Raw genomic sequence first — 21,498 nt, 5'->3', positions numbered from 1 at the left:
ACTAGCCGAAGGGGCGTGTGCCGTCACGCCCCTCCGGTTTGGCTCAGGTTGGCGCCAGGGTCGCCTTGCGTCCCATGAAGCCGCGCCACAGCATCAGGCCCCAGACCGCGACCGTGATGACGCCGAGCACACCGGCGATCGGCCGCTCGAAGAACACCAGCGCGTTGCCGTCGGCCTTGATCATCGAGGTCATGAAGTTCTGCTCGAGCATTTCGCCGAGCACGAGCCCGAGGATCGCCGGCGCGATCGGAAAACCGTTCTCTTCCATCAGCCAGCCGATGATGCCCAGCACCAGCATGATCAGCACGCCGTAGAAGGAATTGGTCATAGCGTAGGAGCCCACCAGGCAGAACAGCAGGATGATCGGCAGCAGCACATTGCGCGGCACTCGCAGGATCTGCTTGGCCGACTTGATGGCGGCCCAGCCGAGCGGCAACATCAGCAGATTGGCGAGGACGAAGATGATGAACACCGCGTAGATGAACTGCGGATTCTGCAGGAACACGGTCGGACCGGGATTCATGCCCTTCATGTAGAGCACGCCAATGACGATCGCGGTGATCGAATCGCCGGGAATGCCGAACACCAGCGCCGGAATCCAGGCGGCAGCGAGCGCCGAATTGTTGGCCGAGGTGGCGTCGACGATGCCCTCGATGTGACCGGTGCCGAATTTCTCCGGCGTCTTCGAGAACCGCTTGGAAATCGCGAACGAAATCCAGGCCGCAATGTCGGCGCCGGCGCCCGGCAGCGCACCGATGGCGACGCCGAGTGCGGAGCCGCGCAGGAAGTTGAACCAGTATTTCTTGAGCACGCTCCACACGCCGTGGAAGATGTTGCCGATCTTCTGCGCCAGGACGACGTTACGCTCATCGACGCTGACCGCGCCACGCAACAGTTCCGACAGCGCGAACATGCCGATCATGGCCGGAATGAAGCTGATGCCTTGCAGCAGTTCGACGCTGCCGAAGGTGAAACGGGGATGACCCGCGGTGGGATCGATTCCGATGCAGTTGATGAGCAGGCCGAAGATCAGCGAGGTGACGCCTTTGAGCGGGTCGCCCGTGGTCATGAAGATCGCGCAGGTCAGGCCGAGCAGCGCGAGCCAGAAATATTCGAAGGACGAGAAGTTGATCGCCGCTTCGGCGAGGACAGGCGCACAGACAATGAGAAGTGCGACGCCGATCATGCCGCCGAGGACGGAGAAGACGAGATTGACGCCGAGGTTAAGGTCAAGCTCACCCTTCTTAGACATGGCGTAGCTTTCGTCGGTATAGGCGGCGGACGCGGGCGTGCCGGGAATGCGCAGCATCGCAGCGGGGATATCGCCGGCGAAGATCGCCATTGCGGTCGCGGTGACGATGGCGCCGAGTGCCGGCACGGGATCCATGAAGAATGTGACCGGCACGAGAAGTGCGGTTGCCATCGTCGCGGTCAGGCCCGGCATCGCGCCGACGAACATGCCGAACGCCGCGGAGGCGACGATGACCCACAAGACGTTCGGATCGAGGACGAGGCCGGCGGCGGTGACAAACGCGTCCATGACGGCCTCACAAAATCGCGTCGAGCACGCCGCGCGGCAATGGCACGCGCAGCAGGGTGGCGAAGAACCAGTGAATCGCGAAGGTCGCGACCACGGCCGTGACGACGGCCGATAGCGGCCTCACGCCGAACCACAAGAACAGCGCCAGCAGGATGACGATCGCCACCGGAATGAAACCGATCGCGTCGCCGACGAGGATGTAGAGCAGCAGGGAGCCGAGCATCAGGAAGAAGCTGACGACGCGCCATGGTTGCCGTGTCCATGGCGCCATCTCGACCCAGCCTGCGCCGGATCGGCGGGCGGCGAGCCCGCGCCAGACCAGGAGCACACCGCACATGATCAGCAACGTGCCAAGAACGCGGGGAAATAGGGAAGGCCCGTAGGGCTGGCCGGGAAACGCCGGAAACGTCGACGTCATGGCGATCATGGCAACGGACAGAAGAATAAGGATTAGTCCGTTGATCGCGTCGTTCGCGCGCATTGCCACTCCGGAAACTTGCAGGAATTGAGATCAGACTCAAGAATTTTGCCGGCCGCTGGTGCGGCCGGCAAAGGTGGTGCGTGAGGCTCCAACCTCGCGCGCGGTCGCGTGTCGCGTCAGCTCTTGGCGAGACCGGCGGCCTTCATGGCCGAGCCCATTTGCTTGTCGGCCTTGTCCATGAAGTCGGCAAAGCCCTTGGCGTCCGCCCAGAGCACGCCATAGCCACGGGAGCTCATGAAGTCATTGTATTCCTTGGAGGCGTAGATCTTCTTGAGCGATGCGGTGAGCTTGGTTGCCATGTCCGCCGGCAGCCCCTTCGGCCCAACGAAACCGCGCCAGGCGCCGGTGGTGAAGTCGATGCCCATCGCTTCCTTCAGCGTTGGGATGTCCTTGAAGGCGGCGGCACGCTGCGGTGCCATGAGTGCGAGAGAGCGGGCCTTGCCGGCGTCGATCATGGCGCGGGCTTCCGGCACCGAGCAGGTCGTGAAGTCGATACCGCCGGCGGCGAGGTCTTGCATTGCGGGTGCGGCGCCATTCGACGGAACCCAAGTGACGTGGTTGCCGGGCAAGCCGAGCGCCTGCAGCCAGCCGACGAGAGCCAGATGCCAGATGCCGCCCTGGCCGGTGCCGGACGCCTTGAACTTGCCGGCCGGCGCCGCCTTGATGGCGTCGGCGAGTTCCTTCACCGTCTTGTACTGGCTGTCGGCCTTGACCTGGATACCCGGCGGATCCTCGTTCATGAGCGCCAGCGGCGTGTAATCCTTCGGCGTGAGCTGGGTGAGGCCCTGCCAGTGCATCATCGAGATTTCGACGGTGACGATGCCGAGCGTGTAGCCGTCCGGCGCCGCGGTCGCGATCGCCGAATGGCCGACGACACCCGAGCCGCCGGTGCGGTTGACGACGTTGATGGGCTGGCCGAGGTCCTTCTCAAGGAGTGCCGCGACGATGCGCGCCGTGGCGTCGGTGCCGCCGCCTGCGCCCCACGGGCAGATCATCTGGATGGGCCGCGTCGGATAATTCTGGGCGAAGGAGGGCTTGGCTCCGGCGGCCAATCCAGCGCCGGCGATCGCCGTCGCGGCCATGAAATCGCGTCGTGTCAGCTTGGTCATGCGGTCGCTCCCATGTGCGCCGGTCTATCCGCCGGCTTTGTATGATGATGTGATGTTAGGGCCGGGCATAGCGGCCGGTCAATCGCCGATGCCCCGCGCTCATGGTGCGATGCAAACGGCGTAGCGTTTCTGCGCATGCCGGCATCGCCGCGAAAAAAACGACGTGGCGTTGTTTCTCGCGTGCCGGCCGCGAGGCGTCAGTCGTTCTTACCGTCGTCAGCGGGTCGAGCGCCGCCGAACAAGGCGAGACCCGTGGCGGAAAGTATCGGTTGAAATGCAGCGTACGGGATGAAGACGATATATTCGCCCTCGGCGTAGGCGCCGACGGCGTAGGGCGAGAAGTAAACGATGAAGCCGGAACTCTTGCCGGCTTCGGTGGACGGCGCGAGAGCAATGCCACCGATGTCGGTGATTCTGGGCTTGACGCCGGACAGCCATTGATCCTTGTCGGGATCGGCGACTTCGACATCGCGTGCTTTCTTTTCGATGGCCAGCGCGGCGCGGATCAGATGCGCGAGGCGCTGGAGCGTCGGACCGCCATCCGCCATCTCCTTGAAGAATGGCTTGATGTTGATAAAGCGCGCCGCTTGCGTGTCCCAGAGCAGCGTGTCGACGACATGGTTAGGGTGAGCGCCGCCCTCATAGGTGTCGTCGCTGCGCACGATGCTGAGATAGGAGCCGATGGCGCTGCGCAGCCTGTCGGTGCGCTTGTAGAAGAACTTGCGGCCGTCGCTGAACAGATCGGGCGTCGATTTGAATTCTGCGGCCGCCTCGGCACGGGCCTTGTCGTATTGACGTTTGCCGCTGGCGAGCAGCTTTTCATAAAGCGCCGGATAAGTCTTCAAAGCAGGGTCGATGACGACGCTGGCCTCGATGGTCTTGTCGTCGATGGCGATGACGGGCTTGGGCTCGTCGGCCGCGATGGCGGGGCCGGCAAAGACAAGAAATGCGAGAAGCGCGACAGGCGCTCTCATGATGGGCCTCGTATTATTCCGCCGCCTGCTGGTCGTGGCCGAGACGGTGATGCAATGTCTTGAGGAGTTTCAGCGCCGCTTCCGAGATTACCGTGCCCGGCGGGAAAATCGCCTCGCAGCCAGACTTCATCAGTGCATCGTAGTCCTGCGGCGGCACGACGCCGCCGACTACGATCATGATGTCCTCGCGGCCTTGCGCTGCCAGCGCCTTCTTCAGTTCCGGCACCAGAGTGAGATGCGCTGCGGCGAGCGACGACACGCCGAGAATGTGCACATCGTTCTCGACCGCCTGCCGCGCGGCTTCATCGGGCGTCGCGAACAGCGGCCCAATGTCGACGTCGAAGCCGAGATCGGCGAAGGCCGAAGCGATGACCTTCTGGCCGCGGTCGTGGCCGTCCTGGCCGATCTTGGCGACCAGCAGGCGAGGCCGGCGGCCTTCCGCGGCTTCGAAGGCTTCGACCGCTTCACGCACCTTATCGACCGTCGGAGTCATGCCGACCTCCCGTTTGTAGACGCCGGTTATCGACTTGATCGACGCGACGTGGCGACCAAAGACTTTTTCCAGCGCGTCCGAAATCTCGCCGACGGTGGCCTTGGCGCGGGCGGCGTCGACGGCGAGTTCCAGCAGGTTGCCGTTGCCGGTGGCGGCGCGGGTGAGCGCATCGAGCGCCTCCTTGAGCGCGACCGGATCGCGCTCGGCCTTGAGGCGGGCGAGCTTGTCGAGTTGCTTTTGGCGGACCTCGGCGTTGTTGACTTTGAGCACCTCGATTGGGTCTTCCTCGACCGGCTGGTACTTGTTGACGCCGATGACCGACTGCACGCCGGCGTCGATGCGGGCCTGCGTCTTGGCGGAGGCCTCCTCGATGCGCAGCTTGGGAATGCCGGCCTCGATGGCCTTGGCCATGCCGCCCAGGCTCTCGACTTCCTCGATATGAGCCCAGGCCTTGGCGGCGAGATCGGCCGTCAGCTTCTCGATGTAGTATGAGCCGCCCCACGGATCGACGATGCGGGTGGTGCCGCTCTCCTGCTGCAGCAGGATCTGGGTGTTGCGGGCGATGCGCGCCGAGAAGTCGGTCGGCAGCGCCAGCGCCTCGTCGAGCGAATTGGTATGCAGCGACTGGGTGTGGCCCTGCGTCGCCGCCATCGCCTCGATCATGGTGCGCGCGACGTTATTGAACACATCCTGCGCAGCCAGCGACCAGCCCGAGGTCTGCGAATGGGTGCGCAGCGATAGCGAGCGCGCATCGTCGGGCTTGAACGGTTTCATCAGCTTCGCCCAGATCATGCGCGCGGCGCGCAGCTTGGCGATCTCCATGAAGTAGTTCATGCCGATCGCCCAGAAGAACGACACGCGCGGGGCGAACTGATCGATCGTCAGCCCCGCCTTGATGCCGGCGCGGACATATTCGAGGCCGTCGGCCAGCGTATAGGCAAGCTCAAGGTCCTGCGTCGCGCCGGCTTCCTGCATGTGATAGCCGGACACCGAGATCGAGTTGAATTTCGGCATCTCGGCGGAGGTGTAAGCGAAGATGTCGGAGATGATGCGCAACGACGGCCCGGGCGGGTAGATATAGGTGTTGCGAACCATGAATTCTTTGAGGATGTCGTTCTGGATCGTGCCCGACAATTTGTTGTGCGGCACGCCTTGCTCTTCTGCGGCGACGATATAGAGCGCCAGCACCGGCAGCACCGCGCCATTCATGGTCATCGACACGCTCATCTGGTCGAGCGGGATGCCGGAGAACAAGGTGCGCATGTCGTAGATCGAGTCGATCGCGACGCCGGCCATGCCGACGTCGCCGGCGACGCGCGGGTGATCGGAGTCGTAGCCGCGATGCGTGGCGAGATCGAAAGCGATCGACAGGCCCTTCTGGCCGGCGGCGAGGTTGCGCCGGTAGAAGGCGTTGGAATCTTCCGCAGTCGAGAAGCCGGCATATTGCCGGATGGTCCAGGGCTGCGCCGCGTACATCGCCGGGTAGGGCCCGCGCAGGAACGGCGCCTTGCCGGGATAGGTGTCGAGGAAATCGAGGCCGGCGACGTCCTTCTCGCCATAGACCGGCGCGACCTGAATGCCTTCCGGCGTCATCCAGGACGCGGCGTTGTCATTGTTCGCGGCGAGCTTGGGCTCAGCGAAAGCGACGGTGGCGAAGTTCGGGATTTGGGTCATGGTGCCCCCACGATATCATACGCGGCCGTCAGCGTCGAAAGCACGTCGCAGCCGACGTAAACGAAGGTATTGACGCCCGCGGCCTTCAGCGCAGCTTCGAGTTCGCCCGGGCGGCCGGCGAGATGCACGGTAGCGCCCGCGGCGGCGAGTTCCTTTGCGGCGTCGATCGCCTCGGCTTCATAGACCTTGTCGGTTGAACAGAGGCAGGCGAGCTTCGTTCCCGACGCCTTGAACGCGGCGAGCATCTCAGCGCGATCCTTGAATCCGTCGGTTACTACTGCCTCGATGCCGCCGGCCTCGTAGAAGTTCCGCGCGAAGGTCGCGCGCGCGGTGAATTCCGAGAGCTTGCCGAGGGTGGCGAGAAACACTTTCGGCCGCGAGCCGGTCTTGCGGGCCAGTGCGTCGGACTTGTCGCGCAGCGCCTCGAACGGCGCGGCAAGTCGCATCGCGGCGAGCGCGTCGAAGGTGATCGCGCCGGTGATGGGCGCAACGTTCACGCGCGGCACGCCAAGCACCTTGACCTCGGCCTCGCCGAGATTGGGGAATTCGCTGGCGCCGGTGAGCGGGTCCTTGCGGCGCGCGACATTGGCTTCGCGTGTCTTGCGCGTGTCGACGACCTTTTTCTGGATGACGCCTTGTGCAATGGCGTCGGCCGCGCCGCCGGCTTTCTCGATTTCCTGAAACAGCGACCATGCGGTCTGCGCGAGCTGTGTCGTTAGTGTCTCGATGCCGCCGGCACCCGCCGCCGGATCGGCGACACGGTAGAGGTTCGACTCTTCGAGCAGGATGAGCTGCTGGTTGCGCGCGACGCGGCGGGCAAAGGCGTCGGGCAGGCCGCGTGCCTGGGTGAACGGCAACACCGTGATCGCATCGGCGCCGCCGACGCCGGCGGCGGTGATGGCAATCGTCGTGCGCAGCATGTTCACGTAAGGATCGCGTTGCGTCATCATGCGCCACGCCGTCTCTGCCGAGACGAAGGCAGGCTTGGCGGTGAGGCCGCTGGCTTCCTCGACGCGCGCCCACAGTTTCCGCAGGGCGCGGAATTTGGCGATGGTCATGAACTCGTCGGCGTCGGCGGCGAGGCGGAAGAAGATCAACTCTCTCGCGCGGTCGAGCGGCACGCCGCTGTCGACGAACATGCGCAGATAGGTCACCGCATTGCCGAGCGCGAAAGCGAGCTCCTGCGCTTCCGAGCCGCCGGCGGCATGGACGGCGCGGCCGTCCGCCACCGCGAACGGACCTTTGAAGCCCTGGCCCGCCAGATCGGCGGCGAAGCCGGCCAGCATTTTGGCGGTCTCGGCCCAGGGCCTTGGCGCGGCGCCGTTGCGCGCCATCAGCCCGAGCGGGTCGTGGGCGAAGCGGATTTGCGTCGCCGCCGGGTCGATGCCGCGCGCCTTCACTGCCTTGGCGAGGTTCAGCCCGGCTTCCTTCTCCTGCGCGCTGAAGTCGGTTTCGATCGCCACGGCGTCGAGCCAGACATCCTGCAGAGCGCGGGCGATGGTCGACTCGGAGCCGCCGAGTCCGTAGCCGTAGGCGCCGATCGAGCCGGCAAAGATCAGCGACAGTCCGGTGGCGCCGTTTTCGAGGTCGGTCAGCGCCTGATTGTTCGCCTCGACGGCGTCCGGATGATCGACCCGCTGCACCACCTGCCACGGCTCGCCCGCCGCGCGGCCGGGGACGGCATGAGCACCTGCGGCGCGGGGATAAAGCGGCTCGACGCGCAGGCCGTCATAGGTCCGAGTGACGAGGCGCTTGTCGAAATCCGCGCCTTTGAGGGCCACATCGACCAGTTTACGCCATTCGGCGGCATCGGTCGGCGGAAATTCGGCGGCGAGGGCGAGGGGTTTGGCGGTGCTCATAGGGGCAAACTGCCATAGAAGCCGTCATCTCGCTATTGCGATATGACAAGCCAGGGCAGGGCCAGGCGGCCGTCAGGATCGCGGCGGCAGGCGCTCGATCCCGGCGGTATCGACGCCCCGCAGCGCCTCCTGGAGGTCGCGGCCGGCGATCCCATGGTTGCCGGCGATCTCGGCGAGCGGCATCAGCACGAAGGCGCGCTCGAACAGGCGCGGGTGGGGCAATATGAGGCCCGGCTCGTCCAGCGTCAGGTCGCCATAGGCGATGATGTCGATGTCGACGGTACGCGGTCCCCAGCGCCGCTCATTGGCCCGGTCACGCCCAAGAGCGCGTTCGATCTCCTGCACGCGCGCGAGCAGGGCGAGCGGCGCCAGCGTCGTGTCGATGGCGACGCAGAGATTGATGAAGGGCGCCTGGTCGGTCACGCCCCAGGGCGGCGTCCTGTAGTCGGATGAGCGGGCGACGAGTGTAACCCCCGGCGTCTGCGCCAGCGCGGCCACCGCGCGATCGAGCATTGAGCGGCTGTCGCCGACATTGCCGCCGAAGGCGAGGTAGGCGCGGGCCGCCCCGGTGGTCATTTGCCGCTGGCGCGGCTGCGCACAAGCGTGACGCCGACGTCGCTGAAGGTCGCGGCGATCGGCGCATGCGGCTTGTGAATGGTCACCGCGACCGTGAGGACGCGCGGAAAGGCGGCGAGCACGGCGTCCGCCACTGCGCCGCCCGCGGCTTCGATGAGCCGGAAGCGCTGGCCGGTGAAAACCTTCTCCACGCATTGCGCGACGTCGGCATAGGACACGGTGTCCTTGACCTTGTCGGAGCGCGCGGCCTCGGAAAGATCAATGTCGAGGTCGAGATCGATCATGAAGGTCTGCCCGACCCGGCCCTCATGCGGCATGATGCCGTGATAGGCATGCAGAGTCAGGTCGCGGATGAAAATGCGGTCGGTCACGGCGCACTTCCTTTTTCGATGGCGGCGAGCACACGCAAGGCCTGCACCGTCTCCGCTACATCATGGACGCGCACGATCGCCGCGCCCTGCTGCACGGCGTAGATATGGCTGGCGATGGAGCCGCCGATGCGCTCGGTCGGCGGCGCCGGGCTCACCGAATTAATGAAGCGCTTGCGCGAGGCGCCGACCAGCAGCGGCAGGCCGAAGCTGCGGAACGTCGCGGTATGCGCTAGCGTGACGATGCTCTGTTCCGGCGTTTTGCCGAAGCCGATGCCGGGGTCGAGCACGATGTTCTCGCGGGCGATGCCGGCTTCGGAGGCAACCGCGATCGAGCGGGCGAAGAACGCTTCGACGTCGGCGACGATATCGATCCTCGGGTCGGCCTCGTCGCGGTTATGCATGACGATGACCGGAACGCCGCGCGCTGCCACCACCTCGGCCATGTGGGCGTCGCGCTGCAAGCCCCAGACGTCGTTGGCGATGGTGGCGCCGTTATCGAGCGCCCAGGCCGCGACCTCGGACTTGAGCGAGTCGATCGAAACCGGCACGCCGAGCTTCGCAACGGCGGGCAGCACAGGCTTGAGCCGCGCCACTTCCTCGTCGGCGCTGACCGGCTGCATGCCATCATAGGGCCGCGTCGACTCCGCGCCGATGTCGATGATGTCGGCGCCCTGCGCCACCATCTCCTCGGCATGGGCGATGGCGCGCTTGGGATCGAGAAACTTGCCGCCGTCGGAGAAGGAGTCCGGCGTGACGTTGAGAATGCCCATGACCAGGGGTCGGCCGCGCGCGAGCAGCGCAACAAGCGGCTCCGGCGTAACGGAGGGCGCGGCGGGCGGTTCAAGGGTGCGGGCAGTGGCCATGGCGAGTGGCATGGCGCGGCCCACGGCAGGCTGTCAAGCAGGGGCGAGATTGGGGCAGGTCGGTGTCTAGCGCCGGTAGGAGATCATGAGCGGCAGCTTCTTGGCGTGCTCGATCCAGCGCTCGACGACCTTCTCGGACGGCAGGAATCGCACGATCTGGTGCTCTTCATTGGCCTTGGCCATCGCGGCGGCGAGGTTGCGCGCATTGCGGTGGGCCAGTTCCTTCACCGTGTCGACGCCGGCATATTTGAGGAGCACCGCGTACTCCTTGCTGACGCCCTTGACGCGCATCCGGTCGGCGCCGTTGGCCCAGCACAAGAGCTGCTTCTCGTCGAACTGGGTCTTCTCGGCCAGCAGCTTGCGGCCTTTAACCGTCCTGGCCTTGTCGAGCAACGCGCCCGTCGAACGGATCCCCGCCGACTTGAGGGCGGCGGCGACTTGGCCGTCGATCCCCTGAATGTCGGTGATGGGATAAGACATGCGGAACTCCGGCCTCGAACAAATGTGCTTGGTGCGTGAGAGTGTGTTGGTGCTGGAAGGCGGTCAGACGAACTGACCGAGGCCGGGGATCGAGCCGACGATTTCGCCGATGGCGTCTTCGCCGATCTTTTCGCGGGCGAAGGCGATGGTTTCCTTCGTAACCGCCTGCACCTGGCCCATACTGAGGCCGGCCGCCATCATGCGGCTGCCGGCGCCCATGAGGCCGCCCATGGAAAACAGTCCGCCGCTGCTTTGCTCGGCTTTCAAAAGGGCGTCGGCGCCGGGCAGGCTGTCGATCAGCGCCTGGACTTTATCGGCCGGACCTTCCTTCTGCAGGAAGTCGAGAATGATGCCGACGGATTTTTCTGCGGTCGCCTGGTCGATACCGACATTGGCGACAAGACGCGCAACCAGATCGTTCATGGTCCCCTCACTCTCCACGCTATCGGTGGAGTTCAAAAATGATATTGAACGTTTTGTCGACCTTGACAAGCATGATGCGACGCCTGGCGCGCGAATGTTGATGCGCATTGCGATGCCGCAACGGATACGGCACCGGATACCGACCGGCTGTGATGGCTGTCACACCGGCGATCAAGCATCTTGATCGGCATTTGCGTCAAATCGGATGCAAGGTCAGGGAATTGCGACGGCGACATTGGAAAGATTGCAGTGGCGTACATAACCGATATGGCGATTTTGTGCGACGCCATTCGGCGCGGGGCGCCGTCTTGACCGATATCGCTTAAGAGTATCTGAATGTCGCATCGCAAACGAACGGCAATGAAGTCGAAGGCCCGTTTTTTGTGCAGGGTTGGGTGTTCCGCCGCGACGACGATGTGAAAGGACCGATTGATGAGCACGCTTGAGGCCGTTCTGGCCCATATCGACCGCGATATCGACCACAGCGTGGAGCGCTTGTTCGCGCTGCTGCGGATCGCGTCGGTGTCGACCGATCCGGCCTTCGCGGAGCAGTGCAGGGCGGCCGCGGAATACGTGGCCGCCGACCTCAAAACCATCGGCTTCGACGCCAGCGTGCGGCCGACGGCAGGCCATCCGGTGGTTGTTGGCAAATCGAACGGCGCAAAAGCGCCGCATGTCCTGTTCTACGGGCACTATGACGTCCAGCCGGTCGATCCTCTCAACCTCTGGAAGACGCCGCCCTTCGAGCCGCGCATCGAGACGATGGCGGACGGCCGCAAGATCATCGTCGCGCGCGGCGCCTGCGACGACAAGGGCCAGTTCATGACCTTTATCGAGGCCTGTCGTGCCTACAAGGCGGTGACCGGCAAGCTGCCGCTCAATGTTACCACCATGATCGAGGGTGAGGAGGAGTGCGGCTCGAAGAGTTTGCCGGATTTCGTCCGCGACAACGCCGCCGAACTCAAGGCCGATCTCGCGCTGGTCTGCGATACGGCGATGTGGGACCAGAACACGCCGGCTGTTACCACCTCGCTACGCGGCCTCGTCTATGAAGACGTCAGGATCACCTGTGCTGACCGCGACCTGCATTCGGGGCAGTTCGGCGGAGCGGCGCAGAATCCGATCCGCCTGCTCGCCAAGATCCTCGGCGCCATGTGGGATGACGACAACCGCGTTACGATCCCCGGCTTCTATGACGGCGTCGACGACCTGCCGGCCGACATCAAGGCCGATCTCGCCGCGCTCGGCCTCACCGAGGAGACCTTTCTCGGGCCGATCGGTCTGAAGCATTCGGCTGGCGAGAAGGGCCGCCTGTTGATCGAGCAGATCACGACGCGGCCGACCGCCGAGATCAACGGCATCATCGGCGGCTATACCGGCGAGGGCGCCAAGACTGTCATTCCGGGCGAGGCATCGGCCAAGGTGTCATTCCGGCTCGTCGGCCGGCAGAATCCCGAGAAGATCAAGGAAGCCTTCCGCCAGTTTGTTCGCGACCGGCTACCGGACGACTGCAAGGTGGAGTTCGGCAATTTCGGCGCCAATGGCGCGCTGCAGCTGTCGTTCGACAATCCGGCACTGGTCCGGGCACGCGAAGTTCTCGGTGAGGAGTGGGGCAAGAAAGCGGTCACCGTCGGCGCCGGCGGCTCGATCCCGATCGTGTCGGACTTCAAGAATGTGCTCGGCATGGACGCGCTGATGGTCGGCTTTGCCCTGGACGACGACCGGGTGCACTCGCCGAACGAGAAATTCGACCTCAGGTGTTTCCACAAGGGCATCCGCTCCTGGGCGCGGATTATCGACGCGCTGGCGCAGGGCTGACGAACTCCGCCAGGGTGGGATCATCTGCCGCGTCGGCAGTCTCGGGCTGTCATGAAACCGTAGCGACCCGGCGGCATTGTTGGCTGCTTGGGGAAAACCGCGAACGTATGATGACAAGGCCATGAACGACAAAGACGACCTGAAAGGCAACGGCAGCGCGAGCCAGGACTGGCTCGAGGCGGAGCTTGCCGACACGCTCGACGAGGATTTCGAGCTTGAACTGTCCGAGCCGGCGCTGACCGAGGAATTGCGCAAGATCTACAAGGGCACGCATCCGGCCGGGATCGATCGCCGCTACTATTTCCAAAATCTGCTGCGGCTGCAGGGCGAGCTGATCAAGCTGCAGGATTGGGTGGTTGCTCGCGGCAAGAAAATTGTCGTCGTGTTCGAGGGGCGCGACTCCGCCGGCAAGGGCGGTGTCATCAAGCGCATTACCCAGAGGCTCAATCCGCGCGTCTGCCGCACCGTCGCGCTGCCGGCGCCGACCGATCGCGAAAAGACGCAGTGGTACTTCCAGCGTTACGTGCCGCATCTGCCGGCCGCCGGCGAGATCGTGCTGTTCGATCGTTCCTGGTACAACCGTGCCGGCGTCGAGCGCGTGATGGGCTTTGCCGAGCCCGATCAGGTCGAGCAGTTCTTCCAGGACGTGCCGGAATTCGAACGCATGCTGGGGCGCTCCGGCATCACGCTGGTCAAATACTGGTTTTCGATCACCGACGAAGAGCAGCAGATGCGCTTTCTCATGCGTATCCACGATCCGCTCAAGCAGTGGAAGCTGTCGCCGATGGACCTGCAATCGCGCGTGCGGTGGGAGCAGTACACCAAGGCGAAGGAAGAGATGTTCGCTCGCACCAATATTCCCGAAGCGCCGTGGTACATCGTCGAGGGAAATGACAAGAAGCGGGCGCGGCTCAACTGCATTGACCATCTGTTGTCGCTCATTCCCTGCGAGCCGGTGCCGCACAAGGATATTGCTCTGCCGGATCGCGTCTTCGATCCCAACTATGAACGCAAGACCTTGCCACCGGAACTGTACGTGCCGGAGAAGTACTGACACGTTGCGTGAGCGGTGCGCGTCGCCGAAATTGTCATCGCCCGCGCATAGCCGTTCAAAGAACGGCGTTCTTTTTAGAACGCCTATGAGCGGGCGATCCAGTAAACACGAGCAGCTCGAGATTACTGGATGCCCCGCTTTCGCGGGGCATGACGGCATGTGACGTGTCTACCTCCGCGCCAGCGCCATCAAAGCGCGGAAAGCGTCGGGGTCAGACAGGATCGAGCGCTTCTCACGCGGCGTGAGCAGGGTCATCGCCTGATCGAGGCTGTCGAACTCGGCGAGTCTCGCCTTGGCGATGACGAGGTCGCGGTCGACATCGCCCGGCCGGTGCGGCGGCTGTGGCGGCAATTGGGTCAGGTGGGCTTCGACGACGTCGGCGTGCTGGCGCAAAACTTCGTCGAGCGGTGTGTCGGCGCTGCCGAGCTCGCTTGCCAGCGTATTGGCGCGCACCAGCACCGCGGGCGGCGTGCGTTCCTCCGGCGCGACCATCACGACGCTGAGGCCCTTGCGCGCCGTGAGAGCCGCGAGCGGCATGGCGAGCGACAGGCCGACGGTGACCGGCGTCATCCAGAGGAACAGCGAGAACGACACCGCATAAGCCGCGACGGCGAGCAGGAGGCCGACGAGAGTCAGCGGGCCATAGCGGCGCATCAATTCGGCGAAGGGCAGACTGCCGTCGTCGCGGCGCTGCACCTGCCAGCCGGAATCGCGGCCGGCGAGCACGCTGAACACGGCGGATGACTGAAACACCATCATCGAGGGTGCGATCAGAGCCGACAATACGATCTCGACAATGACGCCGGCGGTCAGCCGGACGCCGCCACCGAAGCTGCGCCGTTCGCTGCCTTGGACAAGCGTAGCGATGAGCGCCAGCAGCTTCGGCAGGATCAGCATGCCCATGGTCGCGCCAAATACGTAAGCGGCGCGGATCGGGTCTTCGGCCGGCCACACCGGAAACAGCGCGAAGCCTTTCGGGAAATACTCCGGCCGGATGAAGTGGGCCTGCAGCGAAATCAATATGCCGATGATGAGGAACACGAACCATATCGGCGCAGTGATGTAGGCGCCGATGCCGATGAGGAAATGCAGCCGCGACACCGGATGCAGGCCGTGCGACGGCAAGACTTTCAAATGTTGCAGGTTGCCCTGGCACCAGCGCCGGTCGCGCGCGGCGAATTCGGTGATCGACGGCGGCGTCTCTTCGTAGGAGCCGGGCAGGCTCGGCGCCATGACGATGGCCCAGCCGCCGCGCCGCATCAGCGCTGCCTCGACGAAGTCGTGCGACAGGATATGGCCGCCGAACGGCTTGCGGCCGGTAAGCTCGGGCAGGGCCGCATGACCTGCGAAGGCTTTGACCCGGATCGCGGCGTTGTGGCCCCAGTAATTGCTCTCGGTGCCGAACCACCACGCGATGCCGCGCGCCAGCATCGGCCCGTACAGCCGGCCGGCGAACTGCTGCAGGCGCGCGAACACGCTGCCGCCATTGACGATCACCGGCAGCGTTTGCACGAGGCCGACGGCCGGATTGCGCTCGAGCGCGGCGGCGAGCCTGACTACGGCATCGCCGGTCATCAGACTGTCGGCGTCGAGGATGACCATGCTCTCATAGGCGCCGCCGAAGCGCGTCACCCAGTCGCCGATATTGCCGGCCTTGCGGGCGACATTGTCGCGGCGGTGACGGTAGAAAATCCGGCGACTGCCGGTCCGCGCGATCAGCGCCAGATACTGTTCTTCCTCGTTGAGCCAGACGGCCGGATCGGTGGTGTCGCTCAGGATGAAGGCATCGAAGTACTCGCCCCGGCCGGTATCGGCGATCGACTCCCATGTCGCCTGCAGGCGCGCGAACAGCCTGGCCGGGTCTTCGTTATAGGTCGGCACCAGAAGCGCATGACGCTTGCCGAGGTTCGGCAGCGACGCGCACGGATCGATGCCGAGCGAGGTGTCGGGGCCGGCCAAAGTCAGCACGAAGCCGGTGAACGCATTGGCGAACGAGAACGCGATCCACGCGAACAGGACGACGAACAGGACGAGGATCGCGCCTTCGAGGATCGTCAGCGACGACACCGACAGCACGAGATACATCTGCTCGGCCGCGACCGCGGTCATCGCCAGAGTCGCCAGAACGATGAAGGCTCGGCGCAGGCCGAGGTGGCGCGGCCGCAGCTCGGCCGGCGGGTCGCGGCGAACCTCGCCGTGCAGCGCCTGACCCGGCATGTCGATCCGTTGCTCCGGCGGCAGGAACGGCGCCACGTCGCCGCCCGGCGACAATGGCGGAACCTCGTCGCCCGGCGACAGCGGCGGAGCGCTGCGCCGTGGCATGCCGGCGCCTGTCACGGCGTCCATCGATAGACCCAGATTTCCGACAGCGGCTGGTCGTTCTGGAATAGGGCGGCGCGCAGCTCGACCACCGGGGCCTTTTCAGGATCGAGGTTGAACGACAGCCGCCAGCCGCCTGTCTCTGTGTTCGGCTGGGACACGATGTTTCTAATCTTGCCGAAATTGGCGCTGACCTCGCCGCGCACCGCGTCGGCCTTCACGTCCTTGAGCTTGTCGCCGGCGATGTCGAGGACGAACAGCCGGCCTTCGCCGGCGGCGCCACTCATCGTTTTAACAAAGCGCGCCAGGCCGGCGCCGGGTTTGCCTTCGCCCCAATGCAGCCGATAGGTGAAGTTGTGTTCGCTCTTGGCCTTGAGCGCATCCTTCGGCCGCCAGAAAGCGACGATGTTGTCGTGCACTTCCTCGCGGGTCGGAATTTCGATCAGGCGTACTTCGCCGTTGCCCCAGTCGCCGATCGGCTCGACGCGCAGGCTCGGCCGCTTCTGGAAACTCGACTCCAGATCCTGATAGGCGGCGAAATCGCGTTGACGCTGGATCAATCCGAAACTGCGCGGGTTGGTGTCGAAGAAGCTCGAGATCTGCAGGTCGGTCGGATTGGTCAGCGGCCGCCATAAGGTCTCGCCGCGCCCGTTGAGGATGGCGAGGCCGTCGGAATCGTGCACCGCCGGGCGGAAGTCGTCGACGCCAGCGCGATCATTGGGACCGAAGAAGAACATGCTCGTCATCGGCGCAATGCCTGCCTCGGCGATGTCGGCGCGCGGATAGACTGACATCTCGACGTCGTAGATCGTGGCTTCACCAGGGCGGATGGTGAAGCGATAGGCCGCCGCGGCGCTCTTGGAATCGAGCAGCGCATGCACGACGATCGAGGTTGCGTGCTTCTGCGGCTTCTCGATCCAGAAGGCGCGGAAGGCGGGAAACTCCTCGCCCTTGGGATCTGCGGTGTTGATGGCGAGCCCGCGCGCCGACAGACCATAAGTCTCGCCTTTGGCGACGGCGCGGAAGTAACTGGCGCCGAGGAAAACGCCGACTTCGTCGTAATAATCCGGACGGTTGATCGGCGCGTGTATGCGGAATCCGGCGAACCCGAGATCGGAGCCGGGGTCCGGCCGCTTGACGTCTTCAAAGGTAAAGAGGTCCGGCGAGTAAAGGATAGCGCTCGCCTGTCCATCGGCGACCTCGTAGAGGTCGACGCGGCCACTATACATGAATCCGCGGTGGAACATCTGAATCTGGAACGGCAGGCCTTCGTTACGCCACAGTGCGCGCTCCGGCACGGAACGGATCTTGCGATAGCCGTCGTAGTCGATGTCCTTGAGCGTCGCGGGAAGGTTTTGGTCCGGCGGCGTGAATGGCTTCTGCGCCAGGTCCTTGGCCATCTGTCGCAGGCTCGCCGGATTGAATGGCACCGGCCCACGGCGCGGCGGAGCCGCAGTCGCAGGTTGCGGCGCGGCGATGGCGACATTGCGCAACGGCAGCGCGGCGGCGGCCGATACGATCGCCGTTGTCGCCAGAAATTGCCGACGATTCACGAAAAGGTCTCCCATTGCGGAAGGCGCGCGGTCCCGGTCACGGGCGCCTGAGGCCACAATCCAGCACGATTAATGCGGAGGAGACGTTAGAGTTCCATCAGCCTTTCGGCGGCCTCGGCCGCGGCTACTTCTTCAGCCGGTACCCGGTCTTGAAGATCCACCAGACGACCGCCAGGCAGATGACCAGAAACGCGAGCGTCATGCCGAGGCTAATGCCCGGGCTAACGTCGGCCACCTCGAAGAAGCTCCAGCGGAAGCCGCTGACGAGATAGACGACCGGATTGAGCAGCGCGACATTCTGCCAGAACGGCGGCAGCACATGCGTCGAATAGAACGTGCCGCCGAGAAACGTGAGCGGCATGATGATGAGCATCGGTACGATCTGCAGCTGCTCGAAACCGTCCGCCCAGATGCCGATGATGAAACCAAGCAGGCTGAACGTGATGGTGGTGAGCAGCAGAAAGGCGATCATCCAGACCGGATGCGCGATCTGGATCGGTACGAACAGCCACGAAGTCGCGAGAATGATGAGGCCGAGGATGACGGACTTGGTCGCCGCCGCGCCGACATAGCCGCAGGCGATCTCGAAGGCCGACACCGGTGCCGACAGGATCTCGTAGATCGTGCCGGTGAAGCGCGGGAAGTAGATGCCGAACGAGGCGTTCATCGTGCTCTGCGTCAGCAGCGTCAGCATGATGAGGCCCGGCACGATGAAGGCGCCGTAAGCGACGCCCTCGATCTCCGTGATGCGCGAGCCGATGGCGGCGCCGAACACGACGAAGTAAAGCGACGTCGAAATGACCGGCGAGACGATGCTCTGCCATATGGTGCGGAAGGTGCGCGCCATCTCGAATTTGTAGATCGCCACGATCGCGTGGATGTTCATGGCTGGGCTCCCGCGACCGTCTCGCTCTGCTTGACGAGATCGATGAAGATTTCCTCGAGCGAGCTTTGCTTGGTTTCGAGATCGCGCAGGCGGATATCGAGCCGGTTCAAGTCGGCGAGCAGGCGGGTCACGCCGGTGCGTTCGCCCTGCGTATCGTAGGTGAAGACGAGTTCCTTGCCGTCATCGAGCAACGACAGGTTGGCGAAGCCGAAGATGTCTGGCGGAATCGCCGCCAGCGGCTTCTGCAGATGCAGCACGAGCTCTTTCTTGCCGAGCTTGTGCATCAGCTCGGCCTTGCGCTCGACCAGAATGATCTCGCCCTTCGAGATGACGCCGATGCGGTCGGCCATGTCCTCGGCTTCTTCGATGTAATGCGTCGTCAGGATGATGGTGACGCCGGAGGCGCGCAGATCGCGCACCACCTGCCACATGTCCTTGCGCAGCTCGACGTCGACGCCGGCGGTCGGCTCGTCGAGGAACAGCACCTGCGGTTCGTGCGACAGCGCCTTGGCGATCAGCACGCGGCGTTTCATGCCGCCTGACAAGGTGCGGATCTTGTTGTCCTTCTTGTCCCACAGCGACAGGTCCCTCAGAATCTTCTCGATATGCGCGGGCTTGGCCGGCTTGCCGAATAGGCCACGCGTGAAGCTCACGGTGTCCCAGACCGATTCAAAGGCGTCGGTGGTCAGCTCCTGTGGCACCAGCCCGATCATTGCGCGTGCGGCGCGATAGTCCTTGACGATGTCGTGGCCGCCGACGGTGACGGTACCGGTCGAGGCATTGAGGATGCCGCAGATGATGCCGATCAACGTGGTCTTGCCGGCGCCGTTGGGGCCGAGCAGCGCGAAGATTTCGCCGCGTTCGATGTCGAGATTGATCGTCTTAAGCGCGGTGAAACCCGACGCATAGGTCTTCGACAGGTCTTTGATGGAAATGATCGATGACATGAATGAATCGCGCGCAATGAAGCGTTGGAGGGGAGGGCGCGCAGCCGATATAAGGGGATGAGATTGCCGCCGCCAGCCCTCGGACAGGAAAAAATTTCAGGCCAGCGCCGTCAGTTCCGTCAGGCTGTTAAGAACTTTCGCCGGCGGAAAGTCGGCATACTCATCCGGCAGGCCCGCGCGGTTGATCCACAGGCCGCGGAAGCCGACCGAGACGGCTGCCATCACGTCCCAGCGATTCGATGACACGAACGATACATCGCTCGCCTTGCATTCGAAGTGCTCGGTCACGAGGCCATAGACCTCAGGCGTCGGCTTGAACATCTTCAGTGCATCGACCGACAGCACGGCGTCGAGTTCGCCACGCAGGTTGGCGCCGTCGACCGCGCCGTCCAGCATCTTCGGCGAACCGTTCGACAGAATGCCGGTCTTGTGGCCGGCCGCCTTCAACGCCTTGAGGGCAGCGCGTGCATCGGGAAAAGCGTCGAGCTGGAAATACAAATCCATCAGGCGCGGCTTCAGCGCCTTCGGCACGCTGGGCACCCGCGCCAGCGCGTAATCAAGCGCGCGTTCGGTCAGCGTCCAGAACTCGGTGTAGTGGCCCGCCAGCGTCAACGTCCAGGTGTATTCGAGTTGCTTGGTGCGCCAGATATCGGACATGCGCGCGATATCGGGACCAGCTTCCTTTTCGAAGCGCGCGATACAGGCATGAACATCAAACAAGGTGCCATAGGCATCGAAGACAAACAGGCCCGGCATGACGCTTCCCCCGGATCGTTGTTATGCCTCCTGAAGATCACATGAAGCGCGCTGGGGGGAAATCACGTTTTGCGGAGCCCGGCCAGAATGCGGTCGGCCGCCTGGATTCCGGTGAGATAAGCGCCGTGGGCGGTTGAAAAATCGAAGCGCGAGCACGCTTCCCCGGCGAAGTACAGCCGGTCGTCGACCGGGGCGGCGAGTATGGCGCGCTGATCGGCGGCGCCGGGCACGGCGTAGGAATAAGCGCCGCGCGCATAAGGATCGCTGCCCCAGCGGTGCAGGGCGATCGGCTTGAGCCGTTTGGCGAAACTCGCGCCGAAAAGTTCGGTCAGTTCGCCGACCGCGAAATCGAAGAACGCAGCCTCGCCCGCCGCTTCGAGATCGCGCGCCAGCCGGCCCGCGAGATAGCATTCGATCATCGGCCGGCCGAAGGGGCGGAAATGATAGTTGCCGGTGCCGGCGCGGTCGGTGCGTCCGAAGACGCGGCTTTCGGACTCGAATTCCTCGGCGCCATCGAGAGCGATGAACAGCTTGTCGTCGAGCCCGAGCGGCAGGCCGCGCGCGGCTTGCGTCTTGGCGGGCAGAGCCGGATAGAACAGGTTCTCGTTGTCGCCAATGATGCTGGTCGGCAGCGTGACGATGACGCGATCGGCCTCGATGATGCCTTTCGGCATCTCGATGGCGATGCGCTTGCCGCTGTGGTCGATACGCGTTGCCGCGCAATCGAACGCCACGGGCAGGCCGTCGCCGTGCGCCGCGATCACGGCGCCATAGCCGTCAACCAGCCGCCAGTTCAACTCGGTGTCCTCGTAGCGGTCGAGGTCGATAGTCGACATCAGCTCGAGTTCGGCGCCGGCGATATAGGTCATGACGGCGTTGAGCATGCCGTTCCACCGCCCATCCGGCGGCAGCAGGTCCGAAACCGGGCGGTCGATGCCGGTCGCGGCGGCTTCCGACACGCGCGCAAACAACTGGCCCATGGCCTGACGGAAGGCGCGCTGCGTTTCCGCCGGCACGATGTCGGTCATGGTCATGCGCCCCCAGGGCGGGATCGCCTTGTCGAAGACGCGGCCCCGCGCGGTGGCGACGGCAACCCAGGGATTGCAATCGGCCGAATGCAGCCAGCCGCAGCCCATGTCAAGGGCGTGTTCAGACGGATGGCTGACCGTAAAAGCGCGTCCGCCGAGCCGGTTGCGCGCTTCGACGATCAGGCAATCGACGCCATGCGCGGTGAGTTTGCGCGCGGCGGCGATGCCGGCCGCGCCGCCGCCGATGACGGCGACTTCCACGTTATTCTTGCTCATGCGATCTGACTCGGGTGC

At 64.4% G+C, this 21,498-nt stretch carries 19 protein-coding genes; 2 read left to right on the top strand and 17 right to left on the bottom strand.

Annotation, left to right across the window (positions count from 1 at the left end; genetic code table 11):
- Positions 1 to 43: 43 nt before the first annotated feature.
- The 11 genes from E8Q40_RS16335 to E8Q40_RS16285 form a co-directional block, all read right to left on the bottom strand.
- Positions 44 to 1,540, bottom strand: a complete 1,497-nt coding sequence (locus tag E8Q40_RS16335; protein ID WP_137045544.1) for a tripartite tricarboxylate transporter permease — start codon at positions 1,538 to 1,540, stop codon at positions 44 to 46.
- A gap of 7 nt (positions 1,541 to 1,547) precedes the next feature.
- Entirely contained in the window at positions 1,548 to 2,021 is a 474-nt protein-coding gene (locus E8Q40_RS16330; protein WP_137045543.1) for a tripartite tricarboxylate transporter TctB family protein, read from the bottom strand.
- A 116-nt stretch (positions 2,022 to 2,137) separates the two neighbouring features.
- On the bottom strand, positions 2,138 to 3,130 hold the full coding sequence (locus tag E8Q40_RS16325) for a tripartite tricarboxylate transporter substrate binding protein (protein WP_137045542.1): 993 nt from the start codon (positions 3,128 to 3,130) through the stop codon (positions 2,138 to 2,140).
- A 197-nt stretch (positions 3,131 to 3,327) separates the two neighbouring features.
- Positions 3,328 to 4,104: a DUF3298 and DUF4163 domain-containing protein gene (locus E8Q40_RS16320; RefSeq protein WP_137045541.1), complete on the bottom strand. Its 777-nt coding sequence runs from the start codon at positions 4,102 to 4,104 to the stop codon at positions 3,328 to 3,330.
- Positions 4,105 to 4,117: 13 nt separating this feature from the next.
- Positions 4,118 to 6,271 (bottom strand): methylmalonyl-CoA mutase, encoded by a 2,154-nt coding sequence (gene scpA, locus E8Q40_RS16315; protein WP_137045540.1) that lies wholly within the window; start codon positions 6,269 to 6,271, stop codon positions 4,118 to 4,120.
- Entirely contained in the window at positions 6,268 to 8,130 is a 1,863-nt protein-coding gene (locus E8Q40_RS16310) for a methylmalonyl-CoA mutase family protein (protein ID WP_137045539.1), read from the bottom strand. The genes scpA and E8Q40_RS16310 overlap by 4 nt, the downstream gene beginning before the upstream one ends.
- A 72-nt stretch (positions 8,131 to 8,202) precedes the next feature.
- Positions 8,203 to 8,706, bottom strand: a complete 504-nt coding sequence (folK, locus tag E8Q40_RS16305; RefSeq protein WP_137045538.1) for a 2-amino-4-hydroxy-6-hydroxymethyldihydropteridine diphosphokinase — start codon at positions 8,704 to 8,706, stop codon at positions 8,203 to 8,205.
- Positions 8,703 to 9,077: a dihydroneopterin aldolase gene (gene folB / locus E8Q40_RS16300; RefSeq protein WP_137045537.1), complete on the bottom strand. Its 375-nt coding sequence runs from the start codon at positions 9,075 to 9,077 to the stop codon at positions 8,703 to 8,705. The genes folK and folB overlap by 4 nt, the downstream gene beginning before the upstream one ends.
- On the bottom strand, positions 9,074 to 9,940 hold the full coding sequence (folP, locus tag E8Q40_RS16295; protein WP_137046773.1) for a dihydropteroate synthase: 867 nt from the start codon (positions 9,938 to 9,940) through the stop codon (positions 9,074 to 9,076). The genes folB and folP overlap by 4 nt, the downstream gene beginning before the upstream one ends.
- A 66-nt stretch (positions 9,941 to 10,006) precedes the next feature.
- A complete protein-coding gene (locus E8Q40_RS16290) occupies positions 10,007 to 10,420 on the bottom strand; it encodes a DUF4332 domain-containing protein (protein WP_137045536.1) in 414 nt (137 codons plus the stop codon).
- Positions 10,421 to 10,483: 63 nt separating this feature from the next.
- Positions 10,484 to 10,843, bottom strand: coding sequence for a DUF2780 domain-containing protein (locus tag E8Q40_RS16285; protein WP_246662880.1), 360 nt, complete (start codon positions 10,841 to 10,843; stop codon positions 10,484 to 10,486).
- A 432-nt stretch (positions 10,844 to 11,275) separates the two neighbouring features.
- Here E8Q40_RS16285 and E8Q40_RS16280 point away from each other — a divergent pair, with 432 nt between their 5' ends.
- Positions 11,276 to 12,661 (top strand): M20/M25/M40 family metallo-hydrolase, encoded by a 1,386-nt coding sequence (locus E8Q40_RS16280; RefSeq protein WP_137045534.1) that lies wholly within the window; start codon positions 11,276 to 11,278, stop codon positions 12,659 to 12,661.
- A gap of 121 nt (positions 12,662 to 12,782) precedes the next feature.
- Positions 12,783 to 13,715 (top strand): polyphosphate kinase 2, encoded by a 933-nt coding sequence (ppk2, locus tag E8Q40_RS16275; protein WP_137045533.1) that lies wholly within the window; start codon positions 12,783 to 12,785, stop codon positions 13,713 to 13,715.
- Between the two features lie 168 nt (positions 13,716 to 13,883).
- Here the strand turns inward: ppk2 and mdoH are convergent, their stop codons facing one another.
- The 6 genes from mdoH to E8Q40_RS16245 form a co-directional block, all read right to left on the bottom strand.
- A complete protein-coding gene (mdoH, locus tag E8Q40_RS16270) occupies positions 13,884 to 16,061 on the bottom strand; it encodes a glucans biosynthesis glucosyltransferase MdoH (protein ID WP_137045532.1) in 2,178 nt (725 codons plus the stop codon).
- Positions 16,049 to 17,587 carry a glucan biosynthesis protein gene (locus tag E8Q40_RS16265; protein WP_370455197.1) on the bottom strand — a complete coding sequence of 513 codons (1,539 nt, stop codon included), beginning with the start codon at positions 17,585 to 17,587 and terminating at the stop codon, positions 16,049 to 16,051. Before E8Q40_RS16265 ends, mdoH begins: the two co-directional genes overlap by 13 nt.
- Before the next feature lie 124 nt (positions 17,588 to 17,711).
- Complete coding sequence (locus tag E8Q40_RS16260; protein WP_137045530.1) at positions 17,712 to 18,473, bottom strand: ABC transporter permease; 762 nt, start codon at positions 18,471 to 18,473, stop codon at positions 17,712 to 17,714.
- Positions 18,470 to 19,420: an ABC transporter ATP-binding protein gene (locus E8Q40_RS16255; protein WP_137045529.1), complete on the bottom strand. Its 951-nt coding sequence runs from the start codon at positions 19,418 to 19,420 to the stop codon at positions 18,470 to 18,472. Before E8Q40_RS16255 ends, E8Q40_RS16260 begins: the two co-directional genes overlap by 4 nt.
- A gap of 96 nt (positions 19,421 to 19,516) precedes the next feature.
- Complete coding sequence (locus E8Q40_RS16250; RefSeq protein WP_137045528.1) at positions 19,517 to 20,176, bottom strand: haloacid dehalogenase type II; 660 nt, start codon at positions 20,174 to 20,176, stop codon at positions 19,517 to 19,519.
- Between the two features lie 62 nt (positions 20,177 to 20,238).
- A complete protein-coding gene (locus E8Q40_RS16245) occupies positions 20,239 to 21,480 on the bottom strand; it encodes an NAD(P)/FAD-dependent oxidoreductase (RefSeq protein ID WP_137045527.1) in 1,242 nt (413 codons plus the stop codon).
- Positions 21,481 to 21,498: the final 18 nt, after the last annotated feature.

Origin of the sequence: Pseudolabrys sp. FHR47 (assembly GCF_005153485.1) — a bacterium.
In the GTDB taxonomy this organism is placed as follows: Bacteria; Pseudomonadota; Alphaproteobacteria; order Rhizobiales; family Xanthobacteraceae; genus Pseudolabrys.
This window is presented reverse-complemented; position numbering and strand designations above follow the sequence as displayed.